We start from the raw sequence: 24,162 nt of genomic DNA, 5'->3' as shown, positions 1-24,162 counted from the left end.
TAGCCATATGGCTACGTATGAACCAAACTTGCCACGCCTCTTTGGCGCTCTCTCCGATCCGACGCGGCTCGCGGTCGTCGAAAGACTTGTGAAGGGGCCTGCGTCAGTCTCCGAGTTGTCCGAACCCTTTGATCTGGCGCGTCCTTCCTTTCTCAAACACCTGCGGGTTCTCGAAGAGGCCGAGCTTGTAACGTCGGTCAAATCGGGCAGGGTTCGAACCGTCAGTCTCGCGCCGGATGCACTGAGTTGGGTCGAAACATGGGTGCACGAGCATCGCCGGGCCCTGGAAGGCCGTCTCGATCGCCTGGCCACGTTTCTTAATCAGGAGCAATGAGATGACAAATCCAAAGCAAGTTCATGAAACGATCGTGATCGAACGTATCCTGCCGAATTGCCGCGACCATGTGTGGTCTGCCTGGGCGTTGATGGAAAAGAAAAAAGCGTGGCTCGGCCAGGGCATGACCAAACTGGAGTTCTGGCCAGGCGGGGCCGAGCATCTCACGCATGTCTCGGATATGGGCACGCATACCAACGAAACCCGGTATTTCGAGATCGCAGACCGTGAGCGGATCGTCTTTGCCTATTCGATGGCGCTGAATGGGAGAATCCATTCAGTGTCGCTCGCCACCGTCGTCTTTGCGGACTACGGTGGCGGCACCCGATTGACCTATACCGAACAGATGTGCGTCATTCCGCCAAGCGACGGCGCCGAAGGCCGCAAGCATGGATGGACGGCATTGCTGAAGGCGCTAGAGGAGTTTCTGGCCACCGATACGATGGTGTCGGCGTGACCCATCGGGACAAAAAGACATGACTGGTTCATCTTCCTTTCTCGGCCTTCCCGATCGCCTGGGCGATGGCTGCACGCCGCAAGCGGTGATCTTCTCCGCCGCCCACGGCAGCACCTATCCCGGCAAGGACAGCAGCGGCTATGCGCTCGCCGCCGGCGCCATCCGCGCTGCGAGCCAGGACGATGCTGATCTCATCGAGCATTGGGATTTCGACCTCGGCGGCCCGCTCTTTGCCGGCAAGCCGGTCTCCTGCATCGACGCCGGCGATATCGGGACCACCATGCACGACAATGAAGGCAACCGGATGCGGATCGAGGCGAAGACGCGCGAGGTCCTGGCCTTGCCCGCCGTGCCGATCCTGATCGGCGGCGACGATTCCGTGCCCATTCCCTTCCTTGCGGGCTTTACGGATCACGGGCCTGTCTGGGTCCTGCAGATCGATGCCCATATCGACTGGCGCGACGAACTCCATGGCGAGCGCTATGGCTATTCGAACCCGATGCGAAGGGTCAGCGAGATGCCGCACGTCGCCGGCATCGTGCAGGTCGGCATGCGCGGCGTGGGCAGCGCACGCCTGAGCGAGATCGAAGCGGCGCTGCGCTATGGCAGCCATCTCGTTACCGCCCGCGAGATCCACGCCGCCGGCGTCGAAGCCGCCTTGCTGCATATTCCCGAGGGAGCGCAAGTGGTCGTCACGCTCGATTGCGACGGCCTCGATCCCGGCATCATGCCGGGGGTAGCGGCGCGCACACCGGGCGGGCTTACCTACACGCAGGTGATCGACCTGATCGCCGGCCTTGGCAGACGGGCGCGCATTGCCGGCTTCGACCTTGTGGAGCTTTATCCTCCGGCCGACATTGACGGCCTGTCGGCGCTGACGGCATCCCGCCTGCTCGTCAACGCGATCGGCGCCATTGTCAGGCAGGACTGAAGCCGGGTGCTTTCCCCCCAGCATAACGGCATCATCGCTGGCAAGGTTTCAACCGCACTGGAAAATCTCTAGGATACGCGCCATGCAGGGAGCGCGTTTTGCCTTTGGTCCATTCGTGCTTGATCCGGATGCGGGAACGCTTCTTCGGAACGATGATCCCGTTGCCGTCGGCCATCGCGGGGTCAGACTGCTTGCTGCGCTTGTCGGGCGGCCTGGCGAAATCCTCGGTAAGGCCGAACTGATGGATGCGGCCTGGGCGGGCATGGCGGTCGAGGAGGGCAATCTCACAGTCCAGATCGCACAGTTGCGCAAGCTGCTGGGGCCGGCCGGGGATGGCGGGGAGTGGATCTCCACGGTTCCGCGCATCGGCTATCGCTTCACGGGGGCGGTCAGGCAGTTCGCCGGTGCGAGGCGAAAATCGCTGCCGCTGCCCGACAAGCCGTCGATTGCGGTGCTGCCCTTCGTTGGCAGCGATCCCGGGCAGGACTTCTTTGCCGATGGCCTGACCGAGGACCTGATCACCGATCTGTCGCGGATACCGGGCCTGTTCGTCATCGCCCGCAATTCGGCCTTTTCCTACAAGGGAAAGGCGATGGATGTGCGTGATATCGCCGAGGAGCTCGGCGTGCGTTATCTGCTGGACGGCAGCGCAAGGCGTGCTGCCGGGCGTGTGCGCATCAATGCCCGGCTGGTCGATGTGCTGACGGGCGAGCATCTGTGGGCGGAGCGTTTCGATCGCAGCCTGGACGATATTTTTGCGGTTCAGGACGAAGTCACCGGCAGGATCGTCGAGGCGCTGCTCGGCCGGCTGCGCCCGCCGCCGCCGCGCAATCGGCCGAAAAATCTCGAGGCTTACGATCTCTGCGTGCGGGCGCGCACGCTGATGGATGATGCGCCGCAAACGGCGCGGGAAACGCAGCTGATGCTGACGCGGGCAATTTCGCTCGATCCCGATTATGCCGAGGCGCATCGCTGGCTGGCGCTGAACCACTGGATGGGCTGGGTGCATAGCGGCGGGCCGACGGAGGAAGACCGCAGCGTGGCCCTGGGATTGGCGCGCAAGGCTGTTGCGCTCGATCCTAACGATGCCGGCTGCCGATGGGTGCTGGCTTACCTGCTGGCCTATGAGCGCCATTTTGCCGAGGCCGATGCGGAATTCGAAAAAGCGATCGCGCTCGATCCGAACGAGGCCGATACATGGGCGGCCATGTCTGACATCGCCGTGCTCGCCGGGCGGACCGACGAGGGTCTTCAGCATATCGGCAAGGCGTTCCGGCTGAACCCGTTTCCGGCAAGCTGGTACTATCTGACGCTCGGCCAGGCCCAATATGCTGATGGTAACTACGACGCCGTTGTCGAGACGCTGCGCCGGGAAGAGACTTATCGCACCAGTTCACGCCGTTTCCTGGCGGCGGGCCTTGCGCAGCTCGGCCGGCTCGATGAGGCGCGCGCAGAGGTCGCCCTGTTCCTCGTCGCCAACCCGCAATTCACCATCAGTCATTGGGCGGAAACGGAGCCGTTCCGCGATGCCGCGACACTTGCGCATTTCGTCGATGGATACCGCAAGGCCGGTTTTCCAGAGTGACATCGCATGCCGCAATTCGCCCTCATCTGTTAAAAATGTGATTACCATTCGTCTTAAAGCAAAATAACAAGTATTGCTGTAGTCTCTTCCCTCGTTGACGACAATAAGCCTTTAAAGGTTCGATAGAGGGACGACCATGAAGACGTTTTTTGCGGCTGCGACCGCAGTATTATTGCTGCAATTTTCTCCCGTTGCCGCCGAGGCGGCTACGCTGGTCGCCAATATCAGTCTCAGCAAGCAGACGATGACCGTGACCGAGAACGGTTGGGTGAAGTATCGCTGGAAGGTTTCCACGGCGCGCAAGGGTTATTCCACGCCGACCGGTTCCTGGAGCGCCAAGTGGCTGTCTCGCGATCACCGCTCTAAGAAATACGACAATGCGCCGATGCCGTTTGCCGTGTTCTTCAACGGCGGTTATGCCGTTCATGCCACTTTCGACCGCAAGCGGCTCGGCACACCGGCCTCGCATGGCTGTGTGCGCCTCGATCCGAACAATGCGGCACAGTTTTTCTCGATGACGCAGGAAAATGGCCTTGCCAATACCCGCGTGGTGATCACGCAGTAATCAAATCAGGCAGTAACTAGGCGCTCCAGCTCATCCATATCGCGAACGACGATATGACGGTTGTTCTCGATGCGGATGACGCCCCGCTTGCGCAGTTTCGTCATCTGGCGGCTGACGGTTTCGATCGTCAGCCCCAGAAAATCGGCGATCTCGGCGCGTGAGAGCGGCAGGTCGAAAGCTGTGCTGCTGGTCGTTTCCGGCTCGGCATGCGTGGCGACGAGATAGAGAAGGCTTGCGACCTTTTCCTGGGCCGTGCGACGGCCGAGCGTCAGCATCCACTCCCGCGCCGCATCCAGTTCCTTCAGCGCCTGGGCATGCAGGTTATGCTGCAGCTCCGGCGTATCCGATATCATCCGGTCCAGCAGTCCGCGGGGGATGACGCAGATTTCCGTCGGCGTGGCCGCTTCGGCCGACAGGGTGCTCTCCGGCACGAAGGGGCGGCCGATGAAGTCAGGCGCGAATTGCAGGCCGACGATCTGCTGGCGCCCGTCCGACATCACCTTGCAGAGCTTCACGACGCCATTCATGATGTTGGAATAGGAGGAGACCTCTTCGCCCTGGGCGACGATCTCGCAGCCGGAATCGAGTTTGCGGCGGGTCGAATGCCGGCAGAGTTCACGCAGTTGTGCAGCCGTCAGCGCGCTGCAGACGACACCTTGGCGTGCCTCGCAGACGCGGCAGGTCGCTGGGATATTTATGTCAGGATCTTCACTGCGCGCGATGTCCATGTTCGATGCCCCGATCCGACTATGCAGCCTGCGTGTCTGTGTTACGCTTCGGCCCCAAAGTCATCTATCCCGATTTCTTGCGTCTGCGTCTTGATGTTTATCAACCCGACCCGATGCCTATTTGATCCAGATCAAACTGAGCCGCCGATATCGGCGGCAGGGCTACATTGCAGCCCAAGATCAGCGCTGTCTCAGCGTCGAGATGGATGCTTTCGCGATTGCGGAAGTCGAAAAAAGCTTTTAGCCGGTTGATCGCCTCGCGCTTCGATGCCCATCTGTCGCAGGCCAAAGGGTGCCGTTCCATTGCTGTTTGGGCAACACCTTCCCGCCAAATTGGTTTACAACCGGGACGAAAGCATTGGCTTTTGAAATGGATTTGCCTATGAGGAGGAGAATCTTCATTTCCAAGAGGTAGAGCGAGTGACCGCTACATTCGATAAAGTTGCCGACATCATTGCTGAAACCAGCGAGATCGACCGCGCAACGATCACGCCGGAAAGCCACACGATCGACGACCTCGGTATCGACAGCCTCGACTTCCTCGATATCGTTTTCGCCATCGACAAGGAATTCGGCATCAAGATTCCGCTCGAAAAGTGGACTCAGGAAGTCAACGAGGGCAAGGTTTCCACCGAGGAATATTTCGTGCTGAAGAACCTCTGTGCCAAGATCGACGAGTTGCGCGCCGCCAAGGCTTGAAGCAACGTCATCGTGTTTTTTTCACGCCCTGCCGCCGTTGATATGGCGGCCGGGCGATTTTGTTCCTAAGTAGGCCTTCCGACGGGCTTTTGTCCGTCGCGCCGGAGAAGACTGATGCTGCTGGAATATTTCCAGATGATTGACCATGTCGAGGCGGTGGACCTTGAGAAGCGTACGCTCGCTGCGCGCTCGGTGGTGCCGGCCAAGAGCCCCGTCTTCGAGGGGCATTTCCCGGGCATGCCGCTCGTTCCCGGCGTGCTTCTCATCGAAACCATGGCGCAGGCATCCGGCATGCTGGTGCTGGCCGCCACTGATTTTACATCCATGCCCTTCCTGATGTCGGTCGACGGCGCCAAGATGCGCACCTTCGTCGAGCCGGAAGCGGTGCTCGACATCGAGGCCTTCCTCGAACATGACGGCTCCGGTTTTGCCGTCACCAAGGCAAAGATCACCAGCGGCGGCAAGAAGGTCTGCGATGCGCAGCTGAAACTGCGCACCATGAATTTCAGCGAGATTCCGCTCGGCGATATCGTTAGGAAACGTGCTGAAGAGGTGGGCCTGATGGCCGCCATCGCTGCGCAGGGGGCCAACGCCCAGGGGAGTAAATAATGAGCAAGGCCGCCAATGACGTCGTCATATCCGGCATCGGCATCGTGACCTGTCAGGGTGTCGGCAAGGATGCGCATATCGCGCTGCTGACCGCTGACCGCGCACCTGATCCGGTCGTCGAGACCGAGAAGTTCAAGCCCTATCCGGTTCATCCGCTTCCCGAGATCGACTGGTCGCAGCAGATCGCCAAGCGCGGCGATCAGCGCCAGATGGAAAACTGGCAGCGGATCGGCGTCTTCACCGCGGGTCTTGCGCTCGACGATGCCGGTTTCAAGGACGATCTCGAAGCCTGCGGTACGATGGACATGATCGTGGCGGCCGGGGGCGGCGAGCGCGACATCAATGTCGATACGCTGATCGTCGACGAGGGGCTGAAGCGTAACGACCGCGAGTTGCTGCTGAACGAAAAGCTGACGACGGAACTGCGTCCGACACTGTTCCTGGCGCAGCTTTCCAACCTGCTTGCCGGCAATATCTCCATTGTTCATAAGGTCACCGGTTCCTCGCGCACCTTCATGGGCGAGGAAGCGTCCGGCGTTTCCGCGGTCGAGACGGCCTTCTGGCGCATCAAGTCGGGCGAATCCACCCATGCGCTTGTCGGCGGCGCCTTTGCTGCCGAGCGCCAGGACATGATCCTGCTGACGGAAGCGATCGGCGCCAATACGCGTGGCGAATGGGCGCCGCTCTGGTCGCGCGCTGGCCTTGAAGGCGGGGGCATAATCCTGGGTTCTGCCGGTGCCTTCCTGGTGCTGGAATCGCGCAAGCATGCCGAAGGGCGCGGCGCGCATATCTATGCGACGATTGCCGCCGTCGAGGGTGATCGCGGCAATCGCGCTGCGGGCAATTTCGAAGTGCGCATGGAGCAGCTGCTGAAGCCTGCCGCGGACCTGCCCGCCGACAGGACGGCGATCTTCTCCGGCTCGACCGGCATGCATGAGATTGCCGCCCGCGAAAAGACGGTTCTGGAGCATCAGCTTCCGGGGGCTGCGATCCGCGGTTTCGGCGGCGTTTCCGGTCACACGCTCGAGGCGCAGTTCACGCTCGGCCTCGCGCTTGCAGCGCTCGCCATCGATGCCAAGGCCAAGGTTCCGCCTTTCGATGCTGCGCATGAAGCACCGATGAAGGCCGGCACGAAGGCCGCCGTCGTCACAACCGTTGGACATCAGCGCGGCGAAGGCGTCGCCGTTCTTTCCGCAGAAGCGTGAGGAGTGACTGAAATGACAGCGTCCGCTTATAGGGATCATCTCGGCCGTCCGATCGTTGCGGTCACCGGTATGGGCATCATAACCTCGCTCGGCCAGGGCCTTAGGGATAATTGGTCGGCTCTTTCGTCCGGCACCTCAGGCATTCACGAGATCACCCGCTTCCCCACGGATGGCCTTTCGACGCGCATTGCCGGTACGGTCGATTTCATCGACATTCCCGTGCCGAACGCCGTCGAGCGCTCCTATGCCTTTGCGCGCGAGACGACGATCGAAGCGCTCGCCGACGCCGGTCTGTCCGGCGATTTCAACGGCCCGCTGTTCCTCGCGGCCCCGCCGATCGAGCCGGAATGGAGCGCCCGTTTCGAGCTCGCCGACCGCTCGCCGGCGGCCGACCATCCGGGTGACGCCTATGAGCGGTTCCTTGCCGCCATGCGCCAGCGCCCCGATCCGGCCTTTCATGAGGCGGCGCTCTTCGGGGCTATTTCCGAGCGTCTCTCCGATCGCTTCGGCACGCGCGGCCTGCCGGTCACGCTGTCGACGGCCTGTGCATCGGGTGTGACGGCGATCCAGCTCGGCATCGAGGCGATCCGCCAGGGCCGCACCGAGCGGGCGCTGACGGTTGCGACCGATGGTTCGCTGAGTGCGGAAGCGCTGATCCGCTTTTCGCTGCTCTCTGCCCTCTCGACCCAGAACGATCAACCGACCAAGGCCTCCAAGCCCTTCAGCAAGGATCGCGACGGTTTCGTCATCGCCGAAGGTGCGGCAACGCTGGTGCTGGAATCGCTGGAATCGGCGGTTGCCCGCGGTGCTAAAATTCTCGGTATCATGAAGGGCGCCGGCGACAAGGCCGACAGCTTCCATCGCACGCGCTCTTCGCCCGACGGAGGCCCGGCGATCGCGACGATCCGCGCAGCGCTCGCCGATGCCGGCATGAGCGAGGACGATATAGGCTATATCAACGCTCATGGCACCTCGACGCCGGAAAACGACAAGATGGAATATGGCTCCATGTCTGCCGTCTTCGGCGAGAAGCTGGTCGGTATTCCGGTCTCGTCCAACAAGTCGATGATCGGTCATACGCTGACCGCAGCCGGTGCGGTCGAGGCGGTCTTCTCGCTGCAGACGATGCTGACCGGCACGCTGCCGCCGACGATCAACTACAACAACCCGGATCCGTCGATCGTTCTCGACGTCGTGCCGAATAAGAAGCGGGAAGCCCAGGTTTCGGCCGTGCTTTCCAACTCTTTCGGCTTCGGCGGACAGAACGCAAGCCTTGTCATGGCGCTCGAACCGGCATAAGCGGTTCCCGACAAATCAACCGATAAAAAGAACGCCCCGGAGGCGAGAGGTTTTGCCATGCGCGCTTTGCAACTGATCGATGACCGCAAGCTTGAGATCACCGACCTGCCGGAACCGGATGCCCCGGCCGCCGGCGAAGTGACGCTGCGCGTCAAGGCGGTTGCGCTGAACCATATCGATGTCTGGGGCTGGCGCGGCATGGCCTTTGCCAAGCGCAAGATGCCGCTCGTCATCGGCGCGGAAGCCTCCGGCGTGGTCGAAGCGATTGGCCCCGGCGTTGCCAATGTTCTGCCCGGTCAGCTCGTGTCGATCTACGGCGCGCGCACCTGCGGCCTCTGCCGTCCCTGCCGCGAAGGCCGTGACAATCTCTGCGAACATGTTTCCGGCGTGCACGGCTTCCATCTCGACGGCTTCGCGCAGGAAAAGGTGAACCTGCCGGCGCGCCTGCTGGTTCCGGCCCCTCCCGGTGTCGATGCGATCGGGGCAGCGCTTGCGCCCGTCACCTTCGGCACGGTCGAGCATATGCTGTTCGACAATGCCAAGCTCGAACCCGGTGAAACAATCCTCGTGCATGCCGGCGGCTCCGGCATCGGCACGGCGGCGATCCAGCTTGCCAAGAAGATCGGCTGCACGGTCATTACCACCGTCGGCTCCGACGACAAGATCGACAAGGCGAAGGCGCTCGGCGCCGATCATGTCATCAACTACCGCACCGACCGCTTCGAAGGCGTGGTGCGCAAGCTCACCAAGAAGAAGGGCGTCGACGTCGTCTTCGAACATGTGGGCAAGGATACCTGGGCAGGCTCCATGCTCTGCATGAAGCGGGGCGGCCGTCTCGTCACCTGCGGTTCGACCTCGGGTGTCTCGACCGAGATGAACCTGATGATGCTCTTCCAGCAGCAGCTGAAGCTCTTCGGCTCCTTCGGCTGCCGCATGGAGAACATGGCCGACGCCATGCAGAAGATGGGCCGGGGCCTCGTGCATCCCGTCATCGACACGGAAGTCGGCTTCGACGATATCGATCGTGCGCTGGAGCGCATGGAAGGCCGCCAGATCTTCGGCAAGATCATCCTGAAGATGGACTAACCGGGTGAAGCTTTTCATCACCAGAATCGTTCTGGCGCTCAGGCGTTTCCAGCAATGGCTGGTGGCGCAGGTGATGTTCGGCTTCCTGAATTTCCTGAAGCTTTTTCCGGCCGATGGCGCGATGCGCTTTGCCGACTGGATGACGCGTCAGATCGGCAAGCGGCTGAAGCGCCACAAGCTGATGCTCTACAATCTGCGCCGGGCCTTTCCGGAAAAGAGCGATGCGGAGCTCGAAGAGATCGCGCTCGAAAGCTGGGGCAATATGGGCCGGCTTGCGGCCGAATATGTCTTCCTCGACCAGCTCTTCGATTTCGATCCTGAACGGGCGGAGCCGGGCAGGGTGGAGGTCTCAGGCATTCCGATCTTCCTGGACCTGCGGGACAATCCGCGCCCCTTCATCGTCTTTACCGGCCATACCGGCAATTTCGAGCTGCTGCCGGTTGCGGGCAACGCCTTCGGTCTCAGTGTGACCGTGCTCTTTCGCCCACCGAACAATCCTTACATCGCGCAGAAGGTCTTCGATTTCCGCAGCGGCCGTATGGGTAAGCTCGTGCCCTCGCATGCCGGTTCCTCCTTTGCGCTGGCCCGCCAGCTCGAGGCGGGCCAAGGGGTGGGCGTGCTGGTGGACCAGAAGTTCAGCCGCGGGTTGAAGACGACGTTCTTCGGGCTTGACACCAAGACCAATCCGCTGCTGCCGAAGCTGGTGCGCCAGTTCAATTGCGAGGTCTATCCGGCCCGCTGCATCCGTCTTCCCGGCAATCGCTACCGGCTGGAGATCGAGCCGAAGATGGAGGTGCCGCGCGACGAGAAGGGCAATCTGGACCTTCCCGCGACGGCCCAAATGATGAACGACAAGGTGGAGAGTTGGGTGCGCGAATATCCGGCCCAGTGGTTGTGGTATCATGATCGCTGGGATATCAAGCGTTCCGTCAGCCTGTAAGATTCCGCCTGTAACATTTTGCTCCTGATTTATAATCGGTGAAAAGCGACAGGTCTGCTTCAGTTGAAACTGAGCACGGTTCATGTTACGCGTCTCTACTAGGGCGCGTAAATTGCCTACCGTAAGGCGTAATCTTTCATTAAGCATAGGCCTCGATCGGTTTCGGAACGTTTCTCAGGAAATGGATATGGTGGGGGTATCTTGCTTGAGCTGTTCAGGGCCTTTTCCTTGCGCTACGCGCAGATTGAGGAAGCGATAAGGCTAGGGGACGATGGGCGCGTGGAGGCGCTCGACCGCGATATTCAGCCGCTGGTCGAGGCGATCCTCGCATGTAGGGCGTCCAGTCTCATCGAAGTCTATATGCAACTTCAGTTTGTAAGCTACCTCATCGGCCAGGATGCCGATGACAGTGCTTTCGTGACGCAATATGCCACCGTGCTCTCCTATCTGCTCGACCGTTATTTCGGCGCCCATGCACCGGACTGGCGCGTGCCGCTGCCGGCGGACATGAAGCTCAGGCCGCCGCCCGCCTATATTCCCGATACCGATAACGGCCAATTTCTCAACGCGGCGATCCTGCAGACGCTGCCGGACCGCATGGCGGTGCTCACGAAGGATTATCGCTACCTCTATTCCAATCCCGCCAATTGCGCCCATCTCGGCAAGAATGCCATGCAGCTCATCGGCCGTCATATCGTCGAGTTCATCGGCGAGGAGCGCTTTGCCGACGAGGTGAAGGAGAAGCTCGACGCCTGCTTCGACGGCGTGCCGGCGGATTACACCTACGCGCGGGATGAGCGGCACAATCGCTGCCGGATGGTGCCGCTCCACGACGCAGCGAAGAAGGTGATCGGCGCGCTCATCACCATTCAGAATCTCGGCGCTGCGGACGCCTGATTTCAGTCTTTGCTCCAGACGCCCAGTTCATAGCCGTCCTTGTCGATAAAATGAAAGCGCCGGCCGCCGGGGAAGGGCGTGATCGGTTTTGCAATGGTGCCGCCGGCCTTTTCGACGCTTGCCAGCACATCTTCCAGCTTTTCGGCATAAAGGATGACGAGCGGGCCGCCTGCGGCACGCACCGGGCCGAGATTGGTGAAGCCGCCTTTCAGCCTTCCGTCGTCGAACTCGCAGTAGTTCTCCCCGTAATCGGTGAAGCGCCAGCCGAAGGCCGCGCCGTAGAAGGCTTTTGCCGCGCCAATATCGGTGACGTTAAACTCGACATAGTCGATGCGGCGGTCATTTTGAGCGTCGTTCTCGACCATTTCATTTCTCCATCATCGATTTCAGAGCCGCCAGATCCTTCTGCACATGGGCGGCGTCGGCGGCGAATTGTTCGTCGGTCATCCCGGGCAGGCGCAGCAGCGTGAACATCACCTCGCAGCCATCGCCATTCGGCACGATGCGCAGCGCGTTATAGACGCGCAGGCCGGATTCAATCGTGACGGTATGGTCGATGACGCCGAATTCGTTCGGCGGCACGAAGCTCACGCGGACGATGCCGAGCGGGCCATGGGCGATCCAGTCCTCGCCGTCGGGTTCCAGGCCGCTCGCAAGACCGGAGGCCCACAGCGGCATGTTCTCCGGCCTGCCGGCGAAATCATAGACATCGCGCCAGTCTCTTTTGATCGTGATGTGGACGATGCGGGCGGGCATTGTGTTCATCGGTCTGTCCTTTTGCTTTGCGTCAGACTAGCAGGCAGGCACGGGCCGTCTTGAACAAAACGGTCAGCGGGTCGTCAATTGAGCGAGCATGGCGGATGGTGTCAGTGTCGTCAGTTCGCCGATCTCTCGGGTCATATGGGCCTGGTCGGAAAAACCGGCTTCGAGGGCGAGGGCGGCAAGGGACAGGGTCTCGCTTGCGCGGCACAAGGCCATGAAACGCTGCAGCCGACGGACGCGTTCCAGCGTCTTGATACCGTAGCCGAAATGGTGGTGGGCGCGGCGGCGCAATTGCCGTTCGCCGATATCGAGCCTCTGCAGCAGATCGCCGATACGGCCGGGTCCATGGTCTGCAGCGGCAAAGATCAGGCGAGCCTCGGGATCTGGCTCCGCTTCTTCCCTTGCCAGTTCACTCAACAGGGCGGCGAAGAGAGGGAGGGCGGCAGCCTCATCCGGACAGTCGGACAGGCGCGGTGCGAGGAGGGCAGCCTTTTCCGGCGCGAGATCGCTGAGGGGAACGGAGAGGCCGGTGATTTCCGACAGAGGCAGCTTCAGCCAGGCGGCGCCGGCGCCCGGTGCAAAGCGCGCGCCGACAATGCGCATGCCCGGCGTCATCGGCGGGAAGGCAGCGGTGCGGTCCGGCCCGACAACGAAGAGGCGGCTGTCTGCGAAAAGCAGGTCGCAATAACCATCCGGCACGATGGCAACCGGGCTTGCTGTTCGAATCTCATGCGACCAGAGGCAGCGGAAATGCGGCGCAAGTGCAGGCGAGGGCGCATATTCGCGGTAGCGCCCGGCTCTCTTTGCGAGCAGCGGCCTGAGATCGCTTTGCCTTGCTGCAACAGCAGTCATTTCGGCCTCCCAAACACATGCATATGGTGCTTCCATGGCCATTCGAAAAGCCTGTTCCGGCAGCCTTTTTTCGACCTGAATCGCGGTCGTCGACCTTGCCGTTTGGCCGAGAGAGTGCCACAACATCGCACCATTTCACTCATCGGAGGTTTGTCGTGGAAAAGGCAGAAATCGGACTGATCGGTCTTGCCGTCATGGGGTCCAACCTGGCTCTCAACATTGCGGAAAAGGGCAACAAGATCGCGGTTTTCAACCGCACGCCTGAAAAAACGGATGAATTCTACGAGAGTGCCGGCGATCTGAAGAAGCAGATCATTCCCTGCAAGACGATCGAGGAGTTCGTCGAGGCGATCCGTCCGCCGCGTCCGATCATTATCATGATCAAGGCCGGCGAGCCGGTCGACCAACAGATGGAAGCGCTGCGCCCGCATCTCGAAAAGAACGACATCATGATCGATGCCGGCAACGCCAACTTCCGCGACACGGTTGCCCGCTTCGAACGCCTCAAGGACACCGGCCTGACCTTCATCGGCATGGGCGTTTCTGGGGGTGAGGAAGGTGCCCGCCACGGCCCGTCGATCATGGTCGGCGGCACGGAGGATTCCTGGAAGCGCGTGGAGAAAGTCCTGACCTCGATTGCCGCCAAGTATGATGGCGATCCGTGCGTCGCCTGGCTCGGCAATGACGGCGCCGGCCACTTCGTCAAGACGATCCATAACGGCATCGAATATGCCGACATGCAGATGATCGCCGAAATCTACGGCATCCTGCGCGACGGCCTCGGCAAGAGCGCTTCCGAGATCTCCAGTATTTTCGGCGAGTGGAACAAGGGCCGCCTGAACTCCTACCTGATCGAAATCTCCGAAAAGGTTCTGGCCGCTACCGACCCGATCTCCAAGACGCCGATGGTCGACATGATCCTCGACAAGGCCGGCCAGAAGGGCACTGGCAAATGGTCGGCGATCGAGGCGCAGAACATGGGCATTCCGGCGACCGGCATCGAAGCCGCCGTGGCTGCCCGCAGCCTGTCGTCGATGAAGGAGCAGCGCGTCGCCGCCGAAAAGATCTTCGGCGATCTCGGTGCCGCCTTCCCGGTCGCTTACGGCCCCGACTTCAACAAGGATCTGGAACTGGCGCTGTTTGCCGGCAAGATCGGCGCCTATGCGCAGGGCTTTGCCGTCATGGCGGAAGCCTCCAGGGAGTTCAACTGGTCGCTGCCGATGCCGACGATTGCCCGTATCTGGCGCGCCGGCTGCATCATCCGCTCGCAGTTCCTCGACGAGATCACCAAGGCGTTTACCGATGCGCCTGACGCGGCGAACCTCATCGTCACGCCGGCCTTCTCCGGCATGGTCAAGGAATCGATCCCGGCGCTGCGCCGCGTCGTGACCGCAGCACTGGCCGCCGGCCTGCCGGTTCCGGCGCTGGCCTCGGCGCTCAGCTATTTCGATGCCTACCGCCAGGGCCGCGGCACTGCCAACCTTATCCAGGCGCAGCGCGACTTCTTCGGCGCCCACGGCTTCGACCGCCTCGACGGAAAGGACTTCCACCACGGCCCCTGGGGCAGCGGTGCGTCGACTTTCTGAGGCCTGCGGGAATAGAGTTGAAGAGCCCGGCCGTTGCGCCGGGCTTTTGTTATCCTGCCGTCATACGGCTGATTGCAACGGGGAAGTCTGCGACGTGCTTCATCATGCATCTTTCGGCGTGGTTGATATCGAACATTCGGCCAGATTCTACGACGCCGCCCTCGGCGCGCTTGGCTATGTCCGCGTCTGGGAGGATATTCGCCCCGGCGAGGAGGAGCAGGCTGTCGGCTACGGCGTGCCCGGCGGCGGCGACAAGCTGGCGATCAAATCGGTCCAGGCGGGGCAGGCTGCGCCGGGCGCGGGCTTTCATCTCGCCTTTGCCGCGCCGAACCGGCAGTCGGTGACCGAGTTTCATGCGGCGGCACTTGCGCATGGCGGTGTCGACAATGGCGGTCCAGGGTTGAGGCAGCATTACGGGCCGAATTACTTTGCTGCCTTTGTGATCGATCCAGACGGGTATCGTATCGAGGCGGTGTTTAATCAGGCGGTTTAAGGGGAGAGTGGGCTTCACCAGCTCTGGAGGGTGAGGGGGGCCGCACACTCAAACGACTCACCCTGAGAACGCACGTTCATGGCAATATCGGCGGAATGTGATAGACGACACAGCCATATTTGCGGTTCTGGCGGTGTTCCCTGACCTCGCCGCCGTAGGCTTCGGCAATCCGCCTGCTGGCGATGTTTTCCTCGGCGACCGGATATTCGAAATAACGCACCGTCTGAGTCTTGCTCACCCATCTCGCTACGGCGCCGATCAACTCATTGCCGAAGCGTTTGCCATGCACATCGCGGCGTAGCCAGATTCCGAGCTCCGGTCTATCTGATTTGATAGCGTGTACGCCGAGAATGCCGAGGCAGCGGCTATCCTCGCGGCTGCGAGGGACAAGGGTGAGTTCCGATCCATCTTCCATTGCAGGCAGCCAGTTTTGCCAAACTTCGGCAAAGGCTTCCTCGCTCGCAGGCGCTTCCCAGGCGGTGAAACGGGTAATCTCGGGGGAGATGCAGGCAAAGGCCTCGCTAGCATCCTCCGGCCTGAATGAACGGAGGATCGTGCGTTCCGTCGGTATTTCGATTTCCCGCATGCGTTTCTCCGTGCTTGACCGCCAGCGCAACGGCAGTTCCGGATGCTTACCGCCCCGCCGGCCATTCCGGCTTGCTGATGGACTGCAGCAGCTCCGCATCCACGCCATCGATCCGCGCAATCACTTGTTTTGCCATCTCGCGGCCGGCATGGCGCACGTCCTCATAAGCCGTGATGATCTCCGGGCGGATCCAGTTGAGGATCGGGGCGGATTGTTTGGAGACGAGGTCGACATCGTGGCCGAGGCGCTTGCCGGCGGCTTCGATGCCGGCGTTGACGGCGATGGTGGCGCTTCCTGCGGAGGAGACGATACCATCAGGTGCGCCTGGCGAGCGCATTAGCTGTTCCACGGCGTCGCGGATTTCGGCGAGCGGGGCATCGATATTGACGCGCAGCGGCACTTCCTCGGCGCCGTAGTCGTGCAGACCGGTCTGAAAGCCGATGCGGGTATGGGTGTAATAGGTGAGCTTGCTCGGCGGCTGGAGCAGGGCGATGCGTTTGCGGCCGCGCTGGACGAGCTTCTGCACGGCCTGATGGGCGTAAGCCTCGTTGTCGAAGTCGTGGTAGGGATGCACGAGACCGCCATCGGTGCGGCCGTGGGTGGTGAAGGGCATGCCGCTTTCTGCAAGCAGGCGCACGCGCGAATCGTCAGGCTCGACGCGCGAGATGATGACGCCGTCGGCAGAGCCCGTTTCCAGGATATAGCGCACCGGCAACATGGGGTCCTTGCTGTGCGAATGCGGGGTGACGACGATATGGTAGGGCGTGCCGGTCAGCACTTCGGAAATGCCGAAGACCATCTGGCTGGAAAAGCCCATGAGCTCCTCGTCAATACTGAGCACTAGCGCAATGACATTGGTCTTGCCGGTTCTCAGGCGCACGCCGGCCCTGTTCGGCTGATAGCCGAGCTGGCGGGCGACCATGCGCACCCGTTCCTTCGTTTCAGCGCCGATATCCGGTGCATCTTTCAGCGCCCGCGATACGGTCGTCACGCCGAGACCCGTCATGAAGGCGATCGTCTTCAGTGTCGGGCGTTCGCGCTGAACGGAATCGGATGCCGCTCCGCCGAAATTTCCGTTGTTTTCCATCCCTCTAGGCCCGCCTCGCGCGATTTGCTTCGCCTTATAGAGGCTTTTTGGCGCACTGTAAGTATGCCGCCGCTCAAAAAGCTCTCCTCCCTGAGCAGGACAATCTGTAACGATACAGTAGAAATGTCGAGCCCTTTTTCCGATCAACGTTGCAGAGTGGTCCTCTCTGGTTGAATCGCCTTTTGGTCCCACGATTTTTGCGCCCGCGAAATGGAGAAAGGTTGAAATTATCAGATTAATAAAAAATAAAACCATTAAATCAATTGTTTAATGTCATTATGCACGTGCGAGACAGCTTGCTTACGCTTTTCTCATAAAGCAAAGATGGAACCGGAAAGTGCCTGCATAAGCTGTATTGGCGTCTCTCACAGAAAATTTTGCGAGCGGGCGGTTGCGCGGATAAATCGATTGCTCTAAGTTTTTCCGGCAACGTTTCAGTGAGGGAGGAGAACTCATGAAAATCCGTATGATGGCGGCTGTGCTTGCCGCTTCCGTAGCTATTCCTTTTGGCGCCGCAAAGGCGACCGATCTCGAAGTTACCCATTGGTGGACTTCGGGCGGTGAAGCTGCCGCCGTGGCCGAGCTGGCAAAGGCATTCGATGCCACCGGCAACCACTGGGTGGACGGCGCAATCGCCGGTTCCGGCAGCACCGCGCGCCCGATCATGATCAGCCGTATCACCGGCGGTGACCCGATGGGCGCAACCCAGTTCAACCACGGCCGTCAGGCCGAGGAGCTCGTCCAGGCCGGCCTCATGAAGGACCTGACCGATGTGGCGACCGCAGGCAAATGGAAGGATATCATCCGTCCGTCGACCTTGCTCGATTCCTGCACGATCGACGGCAAGATCTATTGCGCACCGGTCAACATCCACTCCTGGCAGTGGCTGTGGCTGTCGAATGCCGCTTTCGAGAAGGCCGGCGTTGCTGTTCCGAAAAACTGGGATGAATTCGTCGCTGCCGCTCCGGCCCTGGAAAAGGCCGGCATCATTCCCCTCGCAGTCGGCGGCCAGGGCTGGCAGGCAAGCGGCGCCTTCAACGTTCTGATGATCGCCATCGGCGGCAAGGACAACTACCTGAAGGTCTTCAAGGACAAGGATGCCGAAGTCGCGGCCGGTCCCGAGATCGCCAAGGTGTTCAAGGCTGCCGACGATGCGCGTCGCATGTCCAAGGGCAGCAACGTGCAGGACTGGAACCAGGCCACCAACCTCGTCATCACCGGCAAGGCCGGCGGCCAGATCATGGGTGACTGGGCGCAGGGTGAATTCCAGGTCGCCAAGCAGGTTGCCGGCAAGGACTATACCTGCCTTCCGGGCCTCGGCGTGAACGAGATCATCTCGACCAGCGGTGACGCCTTCTACTTCCCGCTCCAGAAGGATGCCGAGAAGGCGAAGGCTCAGGACGTGCTTGCCGCCACGCTTCTCGACCCGAAAACCCAGGTTGCCTTCAACCTGAAGAAGGGTTCGCTTCCGGTTCGCGGTGATGTCGATATCTCGGCTGCCAACGACTGCATGAAGAAGGGTCTCGAAATCCTTGCCAAGGGCAATATCGTCACCAGCTCCGATCAGCTCGCCTCGCCGGATACGACAAAGCAGATCGAAGATCTCTTCGCCGAGTTCTTCGCCAATACCACGATGACGCCCGAAGCAGCGCAGAAGCGCTTCGCCGACATCATCGCCGCCGCCGACTGATCCTCGGCCCTCAAGCCCATCAGATCCGGTCCTGCAGTTGCAGGATCGGATCGCGCCGCCCTGATCTATGATCCTTCCGGCAACGGCACTCACATCCGGCTACGATCGCGCCAAGGCTGCATGGCGGTTGCGACAGGGAGGGGAAGGGTGGCCGTCTTCGGATGGACCCCGATCACCGAAGCGACTGTGCTTCAGGAGGAAACTCAATGACAGGTCAAGCGAAAGCCGGCCGACCGTTTAAATTGTTCCGCAATCTGAATTCCAAGATTGCCTCCATCCCCATGATCCTCACCGCCATGGTCATCTTTCTCGGTGGCACGATCTGGACGGTGGTTTATTCCTTCACCAATTCCAAGCTTCTTCCGCGATTGAACTTCGTCGGCATCGAGCAATATCAGCGTCTCTGGGCCGCCCCGCGCTGGGTCGTGTCCATCGAGAACCTGGCGATCTACGGCATTCTGTCGCTGATCTTCAGTCTGGTCATCGGTTTCATGCTGGCGGCTCTCATGGATCAGAAGATCCGTTTCGAGAACACGTTCCGCACGATCTTCCTCTATCCTTTCGCGCTGTCCTTCATCGTCACCGGTCTTGTGTGGCAGTGGATCCTGAACCCGGAATTCGGTGTGCAGGCGGTCGTGCGGTCGCTGGGATGGACGAGCTTCAGTTTCGATCCGCTCTATACGTCCGAAATCGTCATCTACGGGGTGCTGATCGCCGCCCTCTGGCAGGGTACCGGCCTCGTGATGTGCCTGATGCTCGCAGGGCTTCGCGGCATCGACGAGGATATCTGGAAGGCTTCCCGCGTCGACGGCATTCCGATGTGGCGGACCTATCTCTTCGTCATCATTCCGATGATGCGACCAGTCTTCATCACCACACTCGTCATCATCGCCAGCGGCATCGTCAAGGTCTACGACCTCGTCGTCGCCCAGACCAGCGGCGGTCCGGGCATCGCGTCGGAAGTGCCGGCGAAATACGTCTACGATTACATGTTCCAGGCGCAGAATCTCGGTCAGGGCTTTGCAGCTTCGACCATGATGTTGGTGACAGTAGCGATCATCATCATTCCCTGGGCATATCTGGAATTTGGCGGAGGGCGCAAACGTGGCTGACAATATCGCTCTCAAGGCCGTCAATGGCGGCGACATTCCCTTCGAGAAGTCGACGGTTTCCGGTCCGGCCGGACCAAAGCCGCGGCCGATGGTTTCGGCCCGCAACATCATCGTCTACGGCACACTTTTCGTGGCCGCCGTCTACTATCTGATCCCGCTTTACGTGATGGTCGTCACCTCGCTGAAGGGGATGCCGGAAATCCGGCTCGGCAACATCTTCGCGCCGCCGATGGAAATCACCTTCGAACCCTGGGTCAAGGCCTGGGCGACGGCCTGCACCGGCCTCAACTGCGACGGTCTTTCGCGCGGTTTCTGGAACTCGGTGCGGATCACCGTACCCTCGGTCGTCGTTTCCATCGCGATCGCCTCGGTCAATGGTTATGCGCTGGCGAACTGGCGCTTCAAGGGATCGGAATTCTTCTTCTCGGTCCTCATCATCGGCGCTTTCATTCCCTATCAGGTGATGATCTATCCGATCGTCATCATCCTGCGCGAAATCGGCATTTACGGATCGCTCACCGGGCTCATCATCGTCCATTCGATCTTCGGCATGCCGATCCTGACGCTGCTGTTCCGCAACTACTTCGTGTCTTTGCCGGAGGAGCTGTTCAAGGCGGCACGTGTCGACGGGGCGGGCTTCTGGCAGATCTTCCTGCAGATCATGCTGCCGATGTCGCTGCCGATCTTCGTCGTCGCGATGATCCTGCAGGTGACCGGCATCTGGAACGACTTCCTGTTCGGCGTGGTCTTCACCCGGCCGGATACCTATCCGATGACCGTACAGCTCAACAACATCGTCAATTCCGTCCAAGGCGTGAAGGAATACAACGTCAACATGGCCGCAACGATCCTGACAGGACTCGTGCCGCTCGTCGTCTATTTCGTGTCGGGGCGGCTTTTCGTCCGTGGCATCGCCGCTGGTGCAGTGAAGGGTTGATCCAATGAACATGAATGCAAGTGTTTCCATCAAGGACCTGTCGCTGAACTTCGGTGCGGTCAGCGTGCTCAAGGACCTGAACCTCGACATCAACGACGGCGAATTCCTGGTGCTGCTCGGCTCGTCGGGCTGCGGCAAGTCGACCCTGCTGAACTGCATCGCCGGGCTGCTTGACGCCTCGGAAGGGCAGATCTTCATCAAGGGCAAAAACGTCACCTGGGAAGAGCCGAAGGACCGCGGCATCGGCATGGTGTTCCAGTCCTATGCGCTTTATCCGCAGATGACGGTCGAAAAGAACCTTTCCTTCGGCCTTCGCGTCGCCAAGGTGCCGCAGGCCGAGATCGACAAGCGCGTAGCGCGCGCCTCCGAGATTCTGCAGATCCAGCCGCTTCTGAAGCGCAAGCCGGCCGAGCTTTCCGGCGGCCAGCGCCAGCGTGTGGCGATCGGCCGTGCCCTGGTGCGCGATGTCGACGTCTTCCTCTTCGACGAGCCGCTGTCGAACCTCGACGCCAAGCTGCGCTCGGAACTGCGCGTCGAGATCAAGCGCCTGCACCAGTCGCTGAAGAACACGATGATCTATGTCACGCACGACCAGATCGAGGCGCTGACGCTCGCCGACCGGATCGCCATCATGAAGAGCGGCATCATCCAGCAGCTCGACGACCCGACGACGATCTACAACAAGCCGCGCAATCTCTTCGTCGCCGGCTTCATCGGCTCGCCGTCCATGAATTTCCTGCGCGGCGAACTGGTCAAGTCAGGCGATGGCATCGCCTTTACCGCCAACGGCGTCAATTTCTCGCTCGCCGCCTATGACGGCTACGAGAAGCTGCAGCCCGGCCGCAAGGTGGTGCTCGGCGTTCGACCCGAGCACATCAAGGTCAACGAGAATACCGGTGGCGAAGAGCATGACGCCACCGTCGATATCGAGGAACCGATGGGCGCCGACAATCTTCTGTGGCTGAAACATGCCGGTCACACGATGTCGGTACGCATCAACGGTGCGCGCCGCTTCAATGTCGGAGCCAAGGTGAAGCTCAGCTTCGACATGGCGCTCGCCTCGGTCTTCGATGCCGAGAGCGAGCTGCGCCTCTAGAAAGTTCTGCGGACGGTGCCGGAAACGGCATCGCCCGATCCTCCAATTGGCCTCTGGCCAGCCAAATTCGGCCGCGATCCGGCTTGTCCGGCACCCCAGGAGCGGCTCGATCAGGATAAGACGATGACATCCTTGCCGAAGAACGGTTCCAACATCGAACTTTCGGGTTCGTGGCAGCTTGCCTCCGCCGATGGCGAGATCCGCAGCGTCATCACGCTGCCGGGCGACGTGCACACGGCGCTCCACCGCGCGGGACTGATCCCCGATCCCTATTTCGGTCGAAACGAGGAAAAGGTGCAATGGGTCGCCGAGCGCGAATGGACGGTGGAGCGCAGCTTCACGCTTCCTGACGCCGAGGGCGACTGGTATCTCGACATCGACTATCTCGACACGGTCGCCAGCGTCTACATCAATGGCTTACTGGCGCTCGAAGCCGATAACAGTTTCCGCCGCTACCGGCCGGATGTTTCGAGCATGCTGAAGGCGGGCGACAATTCCATACGCATCGTCTTTGCCTCCAACGTCGCAGTCGGTGCCGCGCGGCAGAAGCAGCAGCCCTTCTACATTCCCTACAGCACGGCCAACTCGCCGATCCCTGACGGCAACATGCTGCGCAAGCCGCAATGCCATTTCGGCTGGGACTGGAATATCGCCATTGCGCCGCTCGGCCTTTACGGCACGATCGCACTGAAGAAGCTGGAGACAGCGCGCATCGAGCATGTGCTGACGCGCCAGACGCATAATGCCGATGGCTCGGTGGAACTGCAGGTAACGGCGATGCTCTTTGCCAGGGATCCCGGCATCGCCCAGCTTCATTTCGATCTCGACGGGGAACGCGTGCGGCTAGATGTCGGCGTCAATGCCGGGGAGACCAATGTCAACCATGTCTTCCAGATCGACAATCCGCGCCTTTGGTGGCCGTCGGGCAGCGGCGAGCAGGCGCTTTATACACTGACCGTCGAATTGCCGTCCGACAGCGTGACGAAGCAGATCGGCCTGCGCACCATCGAGCTTATCACCACGCCCGATGCTGTCGGCAGCCGTTTCGCCTTCAAGGTCAATGGTCGCGAAATCTTCTGCCGCGGCGCCAACTGGATCCCGGCCGATGCGCTATTCTCGCTCTCTTCCGAGGAGAAGACCGAAGACCTGCTGCAATCGGCCAAGGCCGCCAACATGAACATGATCCGGGTGTGGGGCGGTGGCTTCTACGAGCACGACTGGTTCTACGACATCTGCGACCGGCTCGGGCTGATGGTCTGGCAGGACTTCATGTTTGCCTGCAATCTCTATCCTTCGACAGAGGATTTTCTCGAGAATGTCGCTGTCGAGGTGGATTACCAGGTTCGCCGGCTATCCTCGCATGCCTCGATCGCGCTCTGGTGCGGCGATAACGAGCTCGTCGGCGCGCTGACCTGGTTCGAGGAGTCCCGCAAGGACCGTGACCGCTATCTCGTTTCCTACGACCGCCTGAACCGCACCATCGAAGTGGCTGTGAAGAAGGCGATGCCGGGCGCCCTCTGGTGGCCGTCGAGCCCGGCTTCCGGTTATCTCGATTTCGGCGATGCCTGGCATGCCGATGGTTCCGGCGACATGCACTACTGGTCGGTCTGGCACGAGAACAAGTCGTTCGACAATTATCGCTCGGTCAGGCCGCGCTTCTGCTCGGAATTCGGCTTCCAGTCCTATACGTCGCTGCCTGTCATCAAGACCTATGCGGACGCCAAGGACATGAATGTCGCTTCACCCGTCATGGAACTGCATCAGAAGAATGCCGGCGGCAACGAGCGCATTGCCGGCACGATGTTCCGCTACTTCCGCTTCCCGAAGGATTTCCCGAATTTCGTCTATCTCTCCCAGATCCAGCAGGGTCTCGCGATCAAGACGGCGGTGGAATATTGGCGATCGCTGAAGCCCCACTGCATGGGCACGATCTACTGGCAGCTCAACGATACCTGGCCGGTCGCCTCCTGGTCGAGCCTCGATTACGGCGGGCGCTGGAAGGCGATGCACTATCTCGTCAAGCGCTTCTTCCAGCCGGTGGCGGTGGCCGCGATCCCCTCGGAGGATGGCAAGTCGATCCGCTTCTCGCTGGTCAACGATACGCTTGCCGATGTCAGCGTCGATCTTGCGATCTCCATCCTGACAACGAAGGGCGAGCGCAAGCATCTTAGGAATGTGCAGGCCATGTGCGCGCCGGATGCGGCCGTGACTGCGGCGACGCTCGACATGTCCGAGATACCCGAGGGCACACTGCTTGCCTGGCACTTCACCGCTTCCAACGGCATGGGCGGCGAGGGGCATTATGTCAACGGCACCTACAAGGCGCTGGAACTGGAGCCTGCGGGTCTGACGGTCACCCATGAATTCGTCGAAGCGAACGGCTCCGTCGATATCAACGTCACCGCGAAAGGGCTGGCGCTCTTCGTGATGATCGAGACGGACACCGATGGCAAATATTCCGACAATGCCTTCGACCTTGCTTCCGGAGAAAGCCGCCGGATCACCTTTACCCCGGCAAAGTCGCTCGAAAAGGGCGAGCTGCCGGAATTCCGCTTCTACGACCTGCATTCCTGCCAGTCGGCAGATTGATCTTACGTGAGAACGGGCACGAGGCCCGAGGAGGATG

General features: G+C 60.8%; 25 protein-coding genes. 19 read left to right on the top strand and 6 right to left on the bottom strand.

The window, feature by feature from the left end:
- Positions 1-28 precede the first annotated feature (28 nt).
- The 5 genes from KQ933_RS11865 to KQ933_RS11845 all read left to right on the top strand — a co-directional run bounded on the left by KQ933_RS11865 (position 29) and on the right by KQ933_RS11845 (position 3,872).
- Positions 29-334, top strand: a complete 306-nt coding sequence (locus KQ933_RS11865; RefSeq protein ID WP_367882479.1) for an ArsR/SmtB family transcription factor — start codon at positions 29-31, stop codon at positions 332-334.
- Between the two features lies 1 nt (position 335).
- Complete coding sequence (locus KQ933_RS11860; protein WP_216755065.1) at positions 336-791, top strand: SRPBCC domain-containing protein; 456 nt, start codon at positions 336-338, stop codon at positions 789-791.
- A 19-nt stretch (positions 792-810) separates the two neighbouring features.
- Positions 811-1,722 (top strand): agmatinase, encoded by a 912-nt coding sequence (locus tag KQ933_RS11855; RefSeq protein ID WP_216755064.1) that lies wholly within the window; start codon positions 811-813, stop codon positions 1,720-1,722.
- 82 nt (positions 1,723-1,804) lie between these two features.
- Positions 1,805-3,307, top strand: a complete 1,503-nt coding sequence (locus tag KQ933_RS11850; RefSeq protein ID WP_216755063.1) for a winged helix-turn-helix domain-containing protein — start codon at positions 1,805-1,807, stop codon at positions 3,305-3,307.
- A gap of 136 nt (positions 3,308-3,443) precedes the next feature.
- Entirely contained in the window at positions 3,444-3,872 is a 429-nt protein-coding gene (locus tag KQ933_RS11845; protein ID WP_183803656.1) for a L,D-transpeptidase, read from the top strand.
- Between the two features lie 5 nt (positions 3,873-3,877).
- On the opposite strand, the gene KQ933_RS11840 is transcribed toward KQ933_RS11845, so the two are convergent.
- Complete coding sequence (locus KQ933_RS11840; protein ID WP_216755062.1) at positions 3,878-4,600, bottom strand: Crp/Fnr family transcriptional regulator; 723 nt, start codon at positions 4,598-4,600, stop codon at positions 3,878-3,880.
- Positions 4,601-5,020: 420 nt separating this feature from the next.
- Between KQ933_RS11840 and KQ933_RS11835 the strand changes: the two genes are divergently transcribed.
- The 7 genes from KQ933_RS11835 to KQ933_RS11805 all read left to right on the top strand — a co-directional run bounded on the left by KQ933_RS11835 (position 5,021) and on the right by KQ933_RS11805 (position 11,335).
- The gene (locus tag KQ933_RS11835) at positions 5,021-5,299 is read left to right on the top strand and encodes an acyl carrier protein (protein ID WP_007814022.1); all 279 of its coding nucleotides are present in this window, start codon (positions 5,021-5,023) and stop codon (positions 5,297-5,299) included.
- 114 nt (positions 5,300-5,413) lie between these two features.
- Positions 5,414-5,908 (top strand): 3-hydroxyacyl-ACP dehydratase FabZ family protein, encoded by a 495-nt coding sequence (locus tag KQ933_RS11830; protein ID WP_216755061.1) that lies wholly within the window; start codon positions 5,414-5,416, stop codon positions 5,906-5,908.
- On the top strand, positions 5,908-7,113 hold the full coding sequence (locus tag KQ933_RS11825) for a beta-ketoacyl-ACP synthase (protein WP_216755060.1): 1,206 nt from the start codon (positions 5,908-5,910) through the stop codon (positions 7,111-7,113). The genes KQ933_RS11830 and KQ933_RS11825 overlap by 1 nt, the downstream gene beginning before the upstream one ends.
- Before the next feature lie 12 nt (positions 7,114-7,125).
- On the top strand, positions 7,126-8,412 hold the full coding sequence (locus tag KQ933_RS11820) for a beta-ketoacyl-ACP synthase (RefSeq protein ID WP_216755059.1): 1,287 nt from the start codon (positions 7,126-7,128) through the stop codon (positions 8,410-8,412).
- Positions 8,413-8,469: 57 nt separating this feature from the next.
- Positions 8,470-9,498 (top strand): zinc-binding dehydrogenase, encoded by a 1,029-nt coding sequence (locus KQ933_RS11815; protein WP_216755058.1) that lies wholly within the window; start codon positions 8,470-8,472, stop codon positions 9,496-9,498.
- Positions 9,499-9,502: 4 nt separating this feature from the next.
- The gene (locus tag KQ933_RS11810; protein ID WP_216755057.1) at positions 9,503-10,438 is read left to right on the top strand and encodes a lipid A biosynthesis lauroyl acyltransferase; all 936 of its coding nucleotides are present in this window, start codon (positions 9,503-9,505) and stop codon (positions 10,436-10,438) included.
- A gap of 201 nt (positions 10,439-10,639) precedes the next feature.
- On the top strand, positions 10,640-11,335 hold the full coding sequence (locus KQ933_RS11805; protein WP_216755056.1) for a PAS domain-containing protein: 696 nt from the start codon (positions 10,640-10,642) through the stop codon (positions 11,333-11,335).
- A 2-nt stretch (positions 11,336-11,337) separates the two neighbouring features.
- On the opposite strand, the gene KQ933_RS11800 is transcribed toward KQ933_RS11805, so the two are convergent.
- The 3 genes from KQ933_RS11800 to KQ933_RS11790 form a co-directional block, all read right to left on the bottom strand.
- Positions 11,338-11,700 (bottom strand): VOC family protein, encoded by a 363-nt coding sequence (locus KQ933_RS11800; protein ID WP_216755055.1) that lies wholly within the window; start codon positions 11,698-11,700, stop codon positions 11,338-11,340.
- 1 nt (position 11,701) lies between these two features.
- On the bottom strand, positions 11,702-12,100 hold the full coding sequence (locus KQ933_RS11795; RefSeq protein ID WP_216755054.1) for an SRPBCC family protein: 399 nt from the start codon (positions 12,098-12,100) through the stop codon (positions 11,702-11,704).
- 63 nt (positions 12,101-12,163) lie between these two features.
- Positions 12,164-12,949, bottom strand: a complete 786-nt coding sequence (locus KQ933_RS11790) for a DUF6597 domain-containing transcriptional factor (protein ID WP_216755053.1) — start codon at positions 12,947-12,949, stop codon at positions 12,164-12,166.
- A gap of 155 nt (positions 12,950-13,104) precedes the next feature.
- Here KQ933_RS11790 and gndA point away from each other — a divergent pair, with 155 nt between their 5' ends.
- Together gndA and KQ933_RS11780 are read left to right on the top strand one after the other, a co-directional pair.
- The gene (gndA, locus tag KQ933_RS11785; protein ID WP_216755052.1) at positions 13,105-14,535 is read left to right on the top strand and encodes an NADP-dependent phosphogluconate dehydrogenase; all 1,431 of its coding nucleotides are present in this window, start codon (positions 13,105-13,107) and stop codon (positions 14,533-14,535) included.
- Between the two features lie 94 nt (positions 14,536-14,629).
- Entirely contained in the window at positions 14,630-15,028 is a 399-nt protein-coding gene (locus KQ933_RS11780; protein ID WP_216755051.1) for a VOC family protein, read from the top strand.
- 76 nt (positions 15,029-15,104) lie between these two features.
- On the opposite strand, the gene KQ933_RS11775 is transcribed toward KQ933_RS11780, so the two are convergent.
- On the bottom strand, positions 15,105-15,614 hold the full coding sequence (locus KQ933_RS11775) for a GNAT family N-acetyltransferase (protein ID WP_216755050.1): 510 nt from the start codon (positions 15,612-15,614) through the stop codon (positions 15,105-15,107).
- A gap of 46 nt (positions 15,615-15,660) precedes the next feature.
- Complete coding sequence (locus KQ933_RS11770; protein WP_216755049.1) at positions 15,661-16,701, bottom strand: LacI family transcriptional regulator; 1,041 nt, start codon at positions 16,699-16,701, stop codon at positions 15,661-15,663.
- Between the two features lie 454 nt (positions 16,702-17,155).
- Between KQ933_RS11770 and KQ933_RS11765 the strand changes: the two genes are divergently transcribed.
- The 5 genes from KQ933_RS11765 (at position 17,156) to KQ933_RS11745 (ending at position 24,125) form a co-directional block, all read left to right on the top strand.
- The gene (locus tag KQ933_RS11765; protein WP_216755048.1) at positions 17,156-18,391 is read left to right on the top strand and encodes an ABC transporter substrate-binding protein; all 1,236 of its coding nucleotides are present in this window, start codon (positions 17,156-17,158) and stop codon (positions 18,389-18,391) included.
- 206 nt (positions 18,392-18,597) lie between these two features.
- On the top strand, positions 18,598-19,503 hold the full coding sequence (locus KQ933_RS11760; protein WP_216755047.1) for a carbohydrate ABC transporter permease: 906 nt from the start codon (positions 18,598-18,600) through the stop codon (positions 19,501-19,503).
- A gap of 4 nt (positions 19,504-19,507) precedes the next feature.
- Positions 19,508-20,440, top strand: a complete 933-nt coding sequence (locus KQ933_RS11755; RefSeq protein ID WP_216758897.1) for a carbohydrate ABC transporter permease — start codon at positions 19,508-19,510, stop codon at positions 20,438-20,440.
- Positions 20,441-20,444: 4 nt separating this feature from the next.
- Entirely contained in the window at positions 20,445-21,536 is a 1,092-nt protein-coding gene (locus tag KQ933_RS11750; RefSeq protein WP_216755046.1) for an ABC transporter ATP-binding protein, read from the top strand.
- Between the two features lie 123 nt (positions 21,537-21,659).
- Positions 21,660-24,125, top strand: a complete 2,466-nt coding sequence (locus KQ933_RS11745; RefSeq protein WP_216755045.1) for a glycoside hydrolase family 2 protein — start codon at positions 21,660-21,662, stop codon at positions 24,123-24,125.
- The last annotated feature ends 37 nt before the right edge of the window (positions 24,126-24,162 follow it).

This window comes from Rhizobium sp. WYJ-E13, from assembly GCF_018987265.1.
Classification (GTDB): Bacteria; Pseudomonadota; Alphaproteobacteria; order Rhizobiales; family Rhizobiaceae; genus Rhizobium.
Note: the sequence above shows the minus strand (reverse complement) of the source record. Positions and strands in the feature narration are given on the sequence as shown.

Excerpts from the sequence above, each read along its gene's own strand:
- KQ933_RS11860 (WP_216755065.1), top strand. The coding sequence starts at position 336 with ATGACAAATCCAAAGCAAGTTCATGAAACGATCGTGATCGAACGTATC.
- KQ933_RS11855 (WP_216755064.1), top strand. The coding sequence starts at position 811 with ATGACTGGTTCATCTTCCTTTCTCGGCCTTCCCGATCGCCTGGGCGAT.
- KQ933_RS11850 (WP_216755063.1), top strand. The coding sequence starts at position 1,805 with ATGCAGGGAGCGCGTTTTGCCTTTGGTCCATTCGTGCTTGATCCGGAT.
- KQ933_RS11845 (WP_183803656.1), top strand. The coding sequence starts at position 3,444 with ATGAAGACGTTTTTTGCGGCTGCGACCGCAGTATTATTGCTGCAATTT.
- KQ933_RS11840 (WP_216755062.1), bottom strand. The coding sequence starts at position 4,600 with ATGGACATCGCGCGCAGTGAAGATCCTGACATAAATATCCCAGCGACC.
- KQ933_RS11830 (WP_216755061.1), top strand. The coding sequence starts at position 5,414 with ATGCTGCTGGAATATTTCCAGATGATTGACCATGTCGAGGCGGTGGAC.
- KQ933_RS11825 (WP_216755060.1), top strand. The coding sequence starts at position 5,908 with ATGAGCAAGGCCGCCAATGACGTCGTCATATCCGGCATCGGCATCGTG.
- KQ933_RS11820 (WP_216755059.1), top strand. The coding sequence starts at position 7,126 with ATGACAGCGTCCGCTTATAGGGATCATCTCGGCCGTCCGATCGTTGCG.
- KQ933_RS11815 (WP_216755058.1), top strand. The coding sequence starts at position 8,470 with ATGCGCGCTTTGCAACTGATCGATGACCGCAAGCTTGAGATCACCGAC.
- KQ933_RS11800 (WP_216755055.1), bottom strand. The coding sequence starts at position 11,700 with ATGGTCGAGAACGACGCTCAAAATGACCGCCGCATCGACTATGTCGAG.
- KQ933_RS11795 (WP_216755054.1), bottom strand. The coding sequence starts at position 12,100 with ATGAACACAATGCCCGCCCGCATCGTCCACATCACGATCAAAAGAGAC.
- KQ933_RS11790 (WP_216755053.1), bottom strand. The coding sequence starts at position 12,949 with ATGACTGCTGTTGCAGCAAGGCAAAGCGATCTCAGGCCGCTGCTCGCA.
- KQ933_RS11775 (WP_216755050.1), bottom strand. The coding sequence starts at position 15,614 with ATGCGGGAAATCGAAATACCGACGGAACGCACGATCCTCCGTTCATTC.
- KQ933_RS11770 (WP_216755049.1), bottom strand. The coding sequence starts at position 16,701 with ATGGAAAACAACGGAAATTTCGGCGGAGCGGCATCCGATTCCGTTCAG.
- KQ933_RS11765 (WP_216755048.1), top strand. The coding sequence starts at position 17,156 with ATGAAAATCCGTATGATGGCGGCTGTGCTTGCCGCTTCCGTAGCTATT.
- KQ933_RS11760 (WP_216755047.1), top strand. The coding sequence starts at position 18,598 with ATGACAGGTCAAGCGAAAGCCGGCCGACCGTTTAAATTGTTCCGCAAT.
- KQ933_RS11750 (WP_216755046.1), top strand. The coding sequence starts at position 20,445 with ATGAACATGAATGCAAGTGTTTCCATCAAGGACCTGTCGCTGAACTTC.
- KQ933_RS11745 (WP_216755045.1), top strand. The coding sequence starts at position 21,660 with ATGACATCCTTGCCGAAGAACGGTTCCAACATCGAACTTTCGGGTTCG.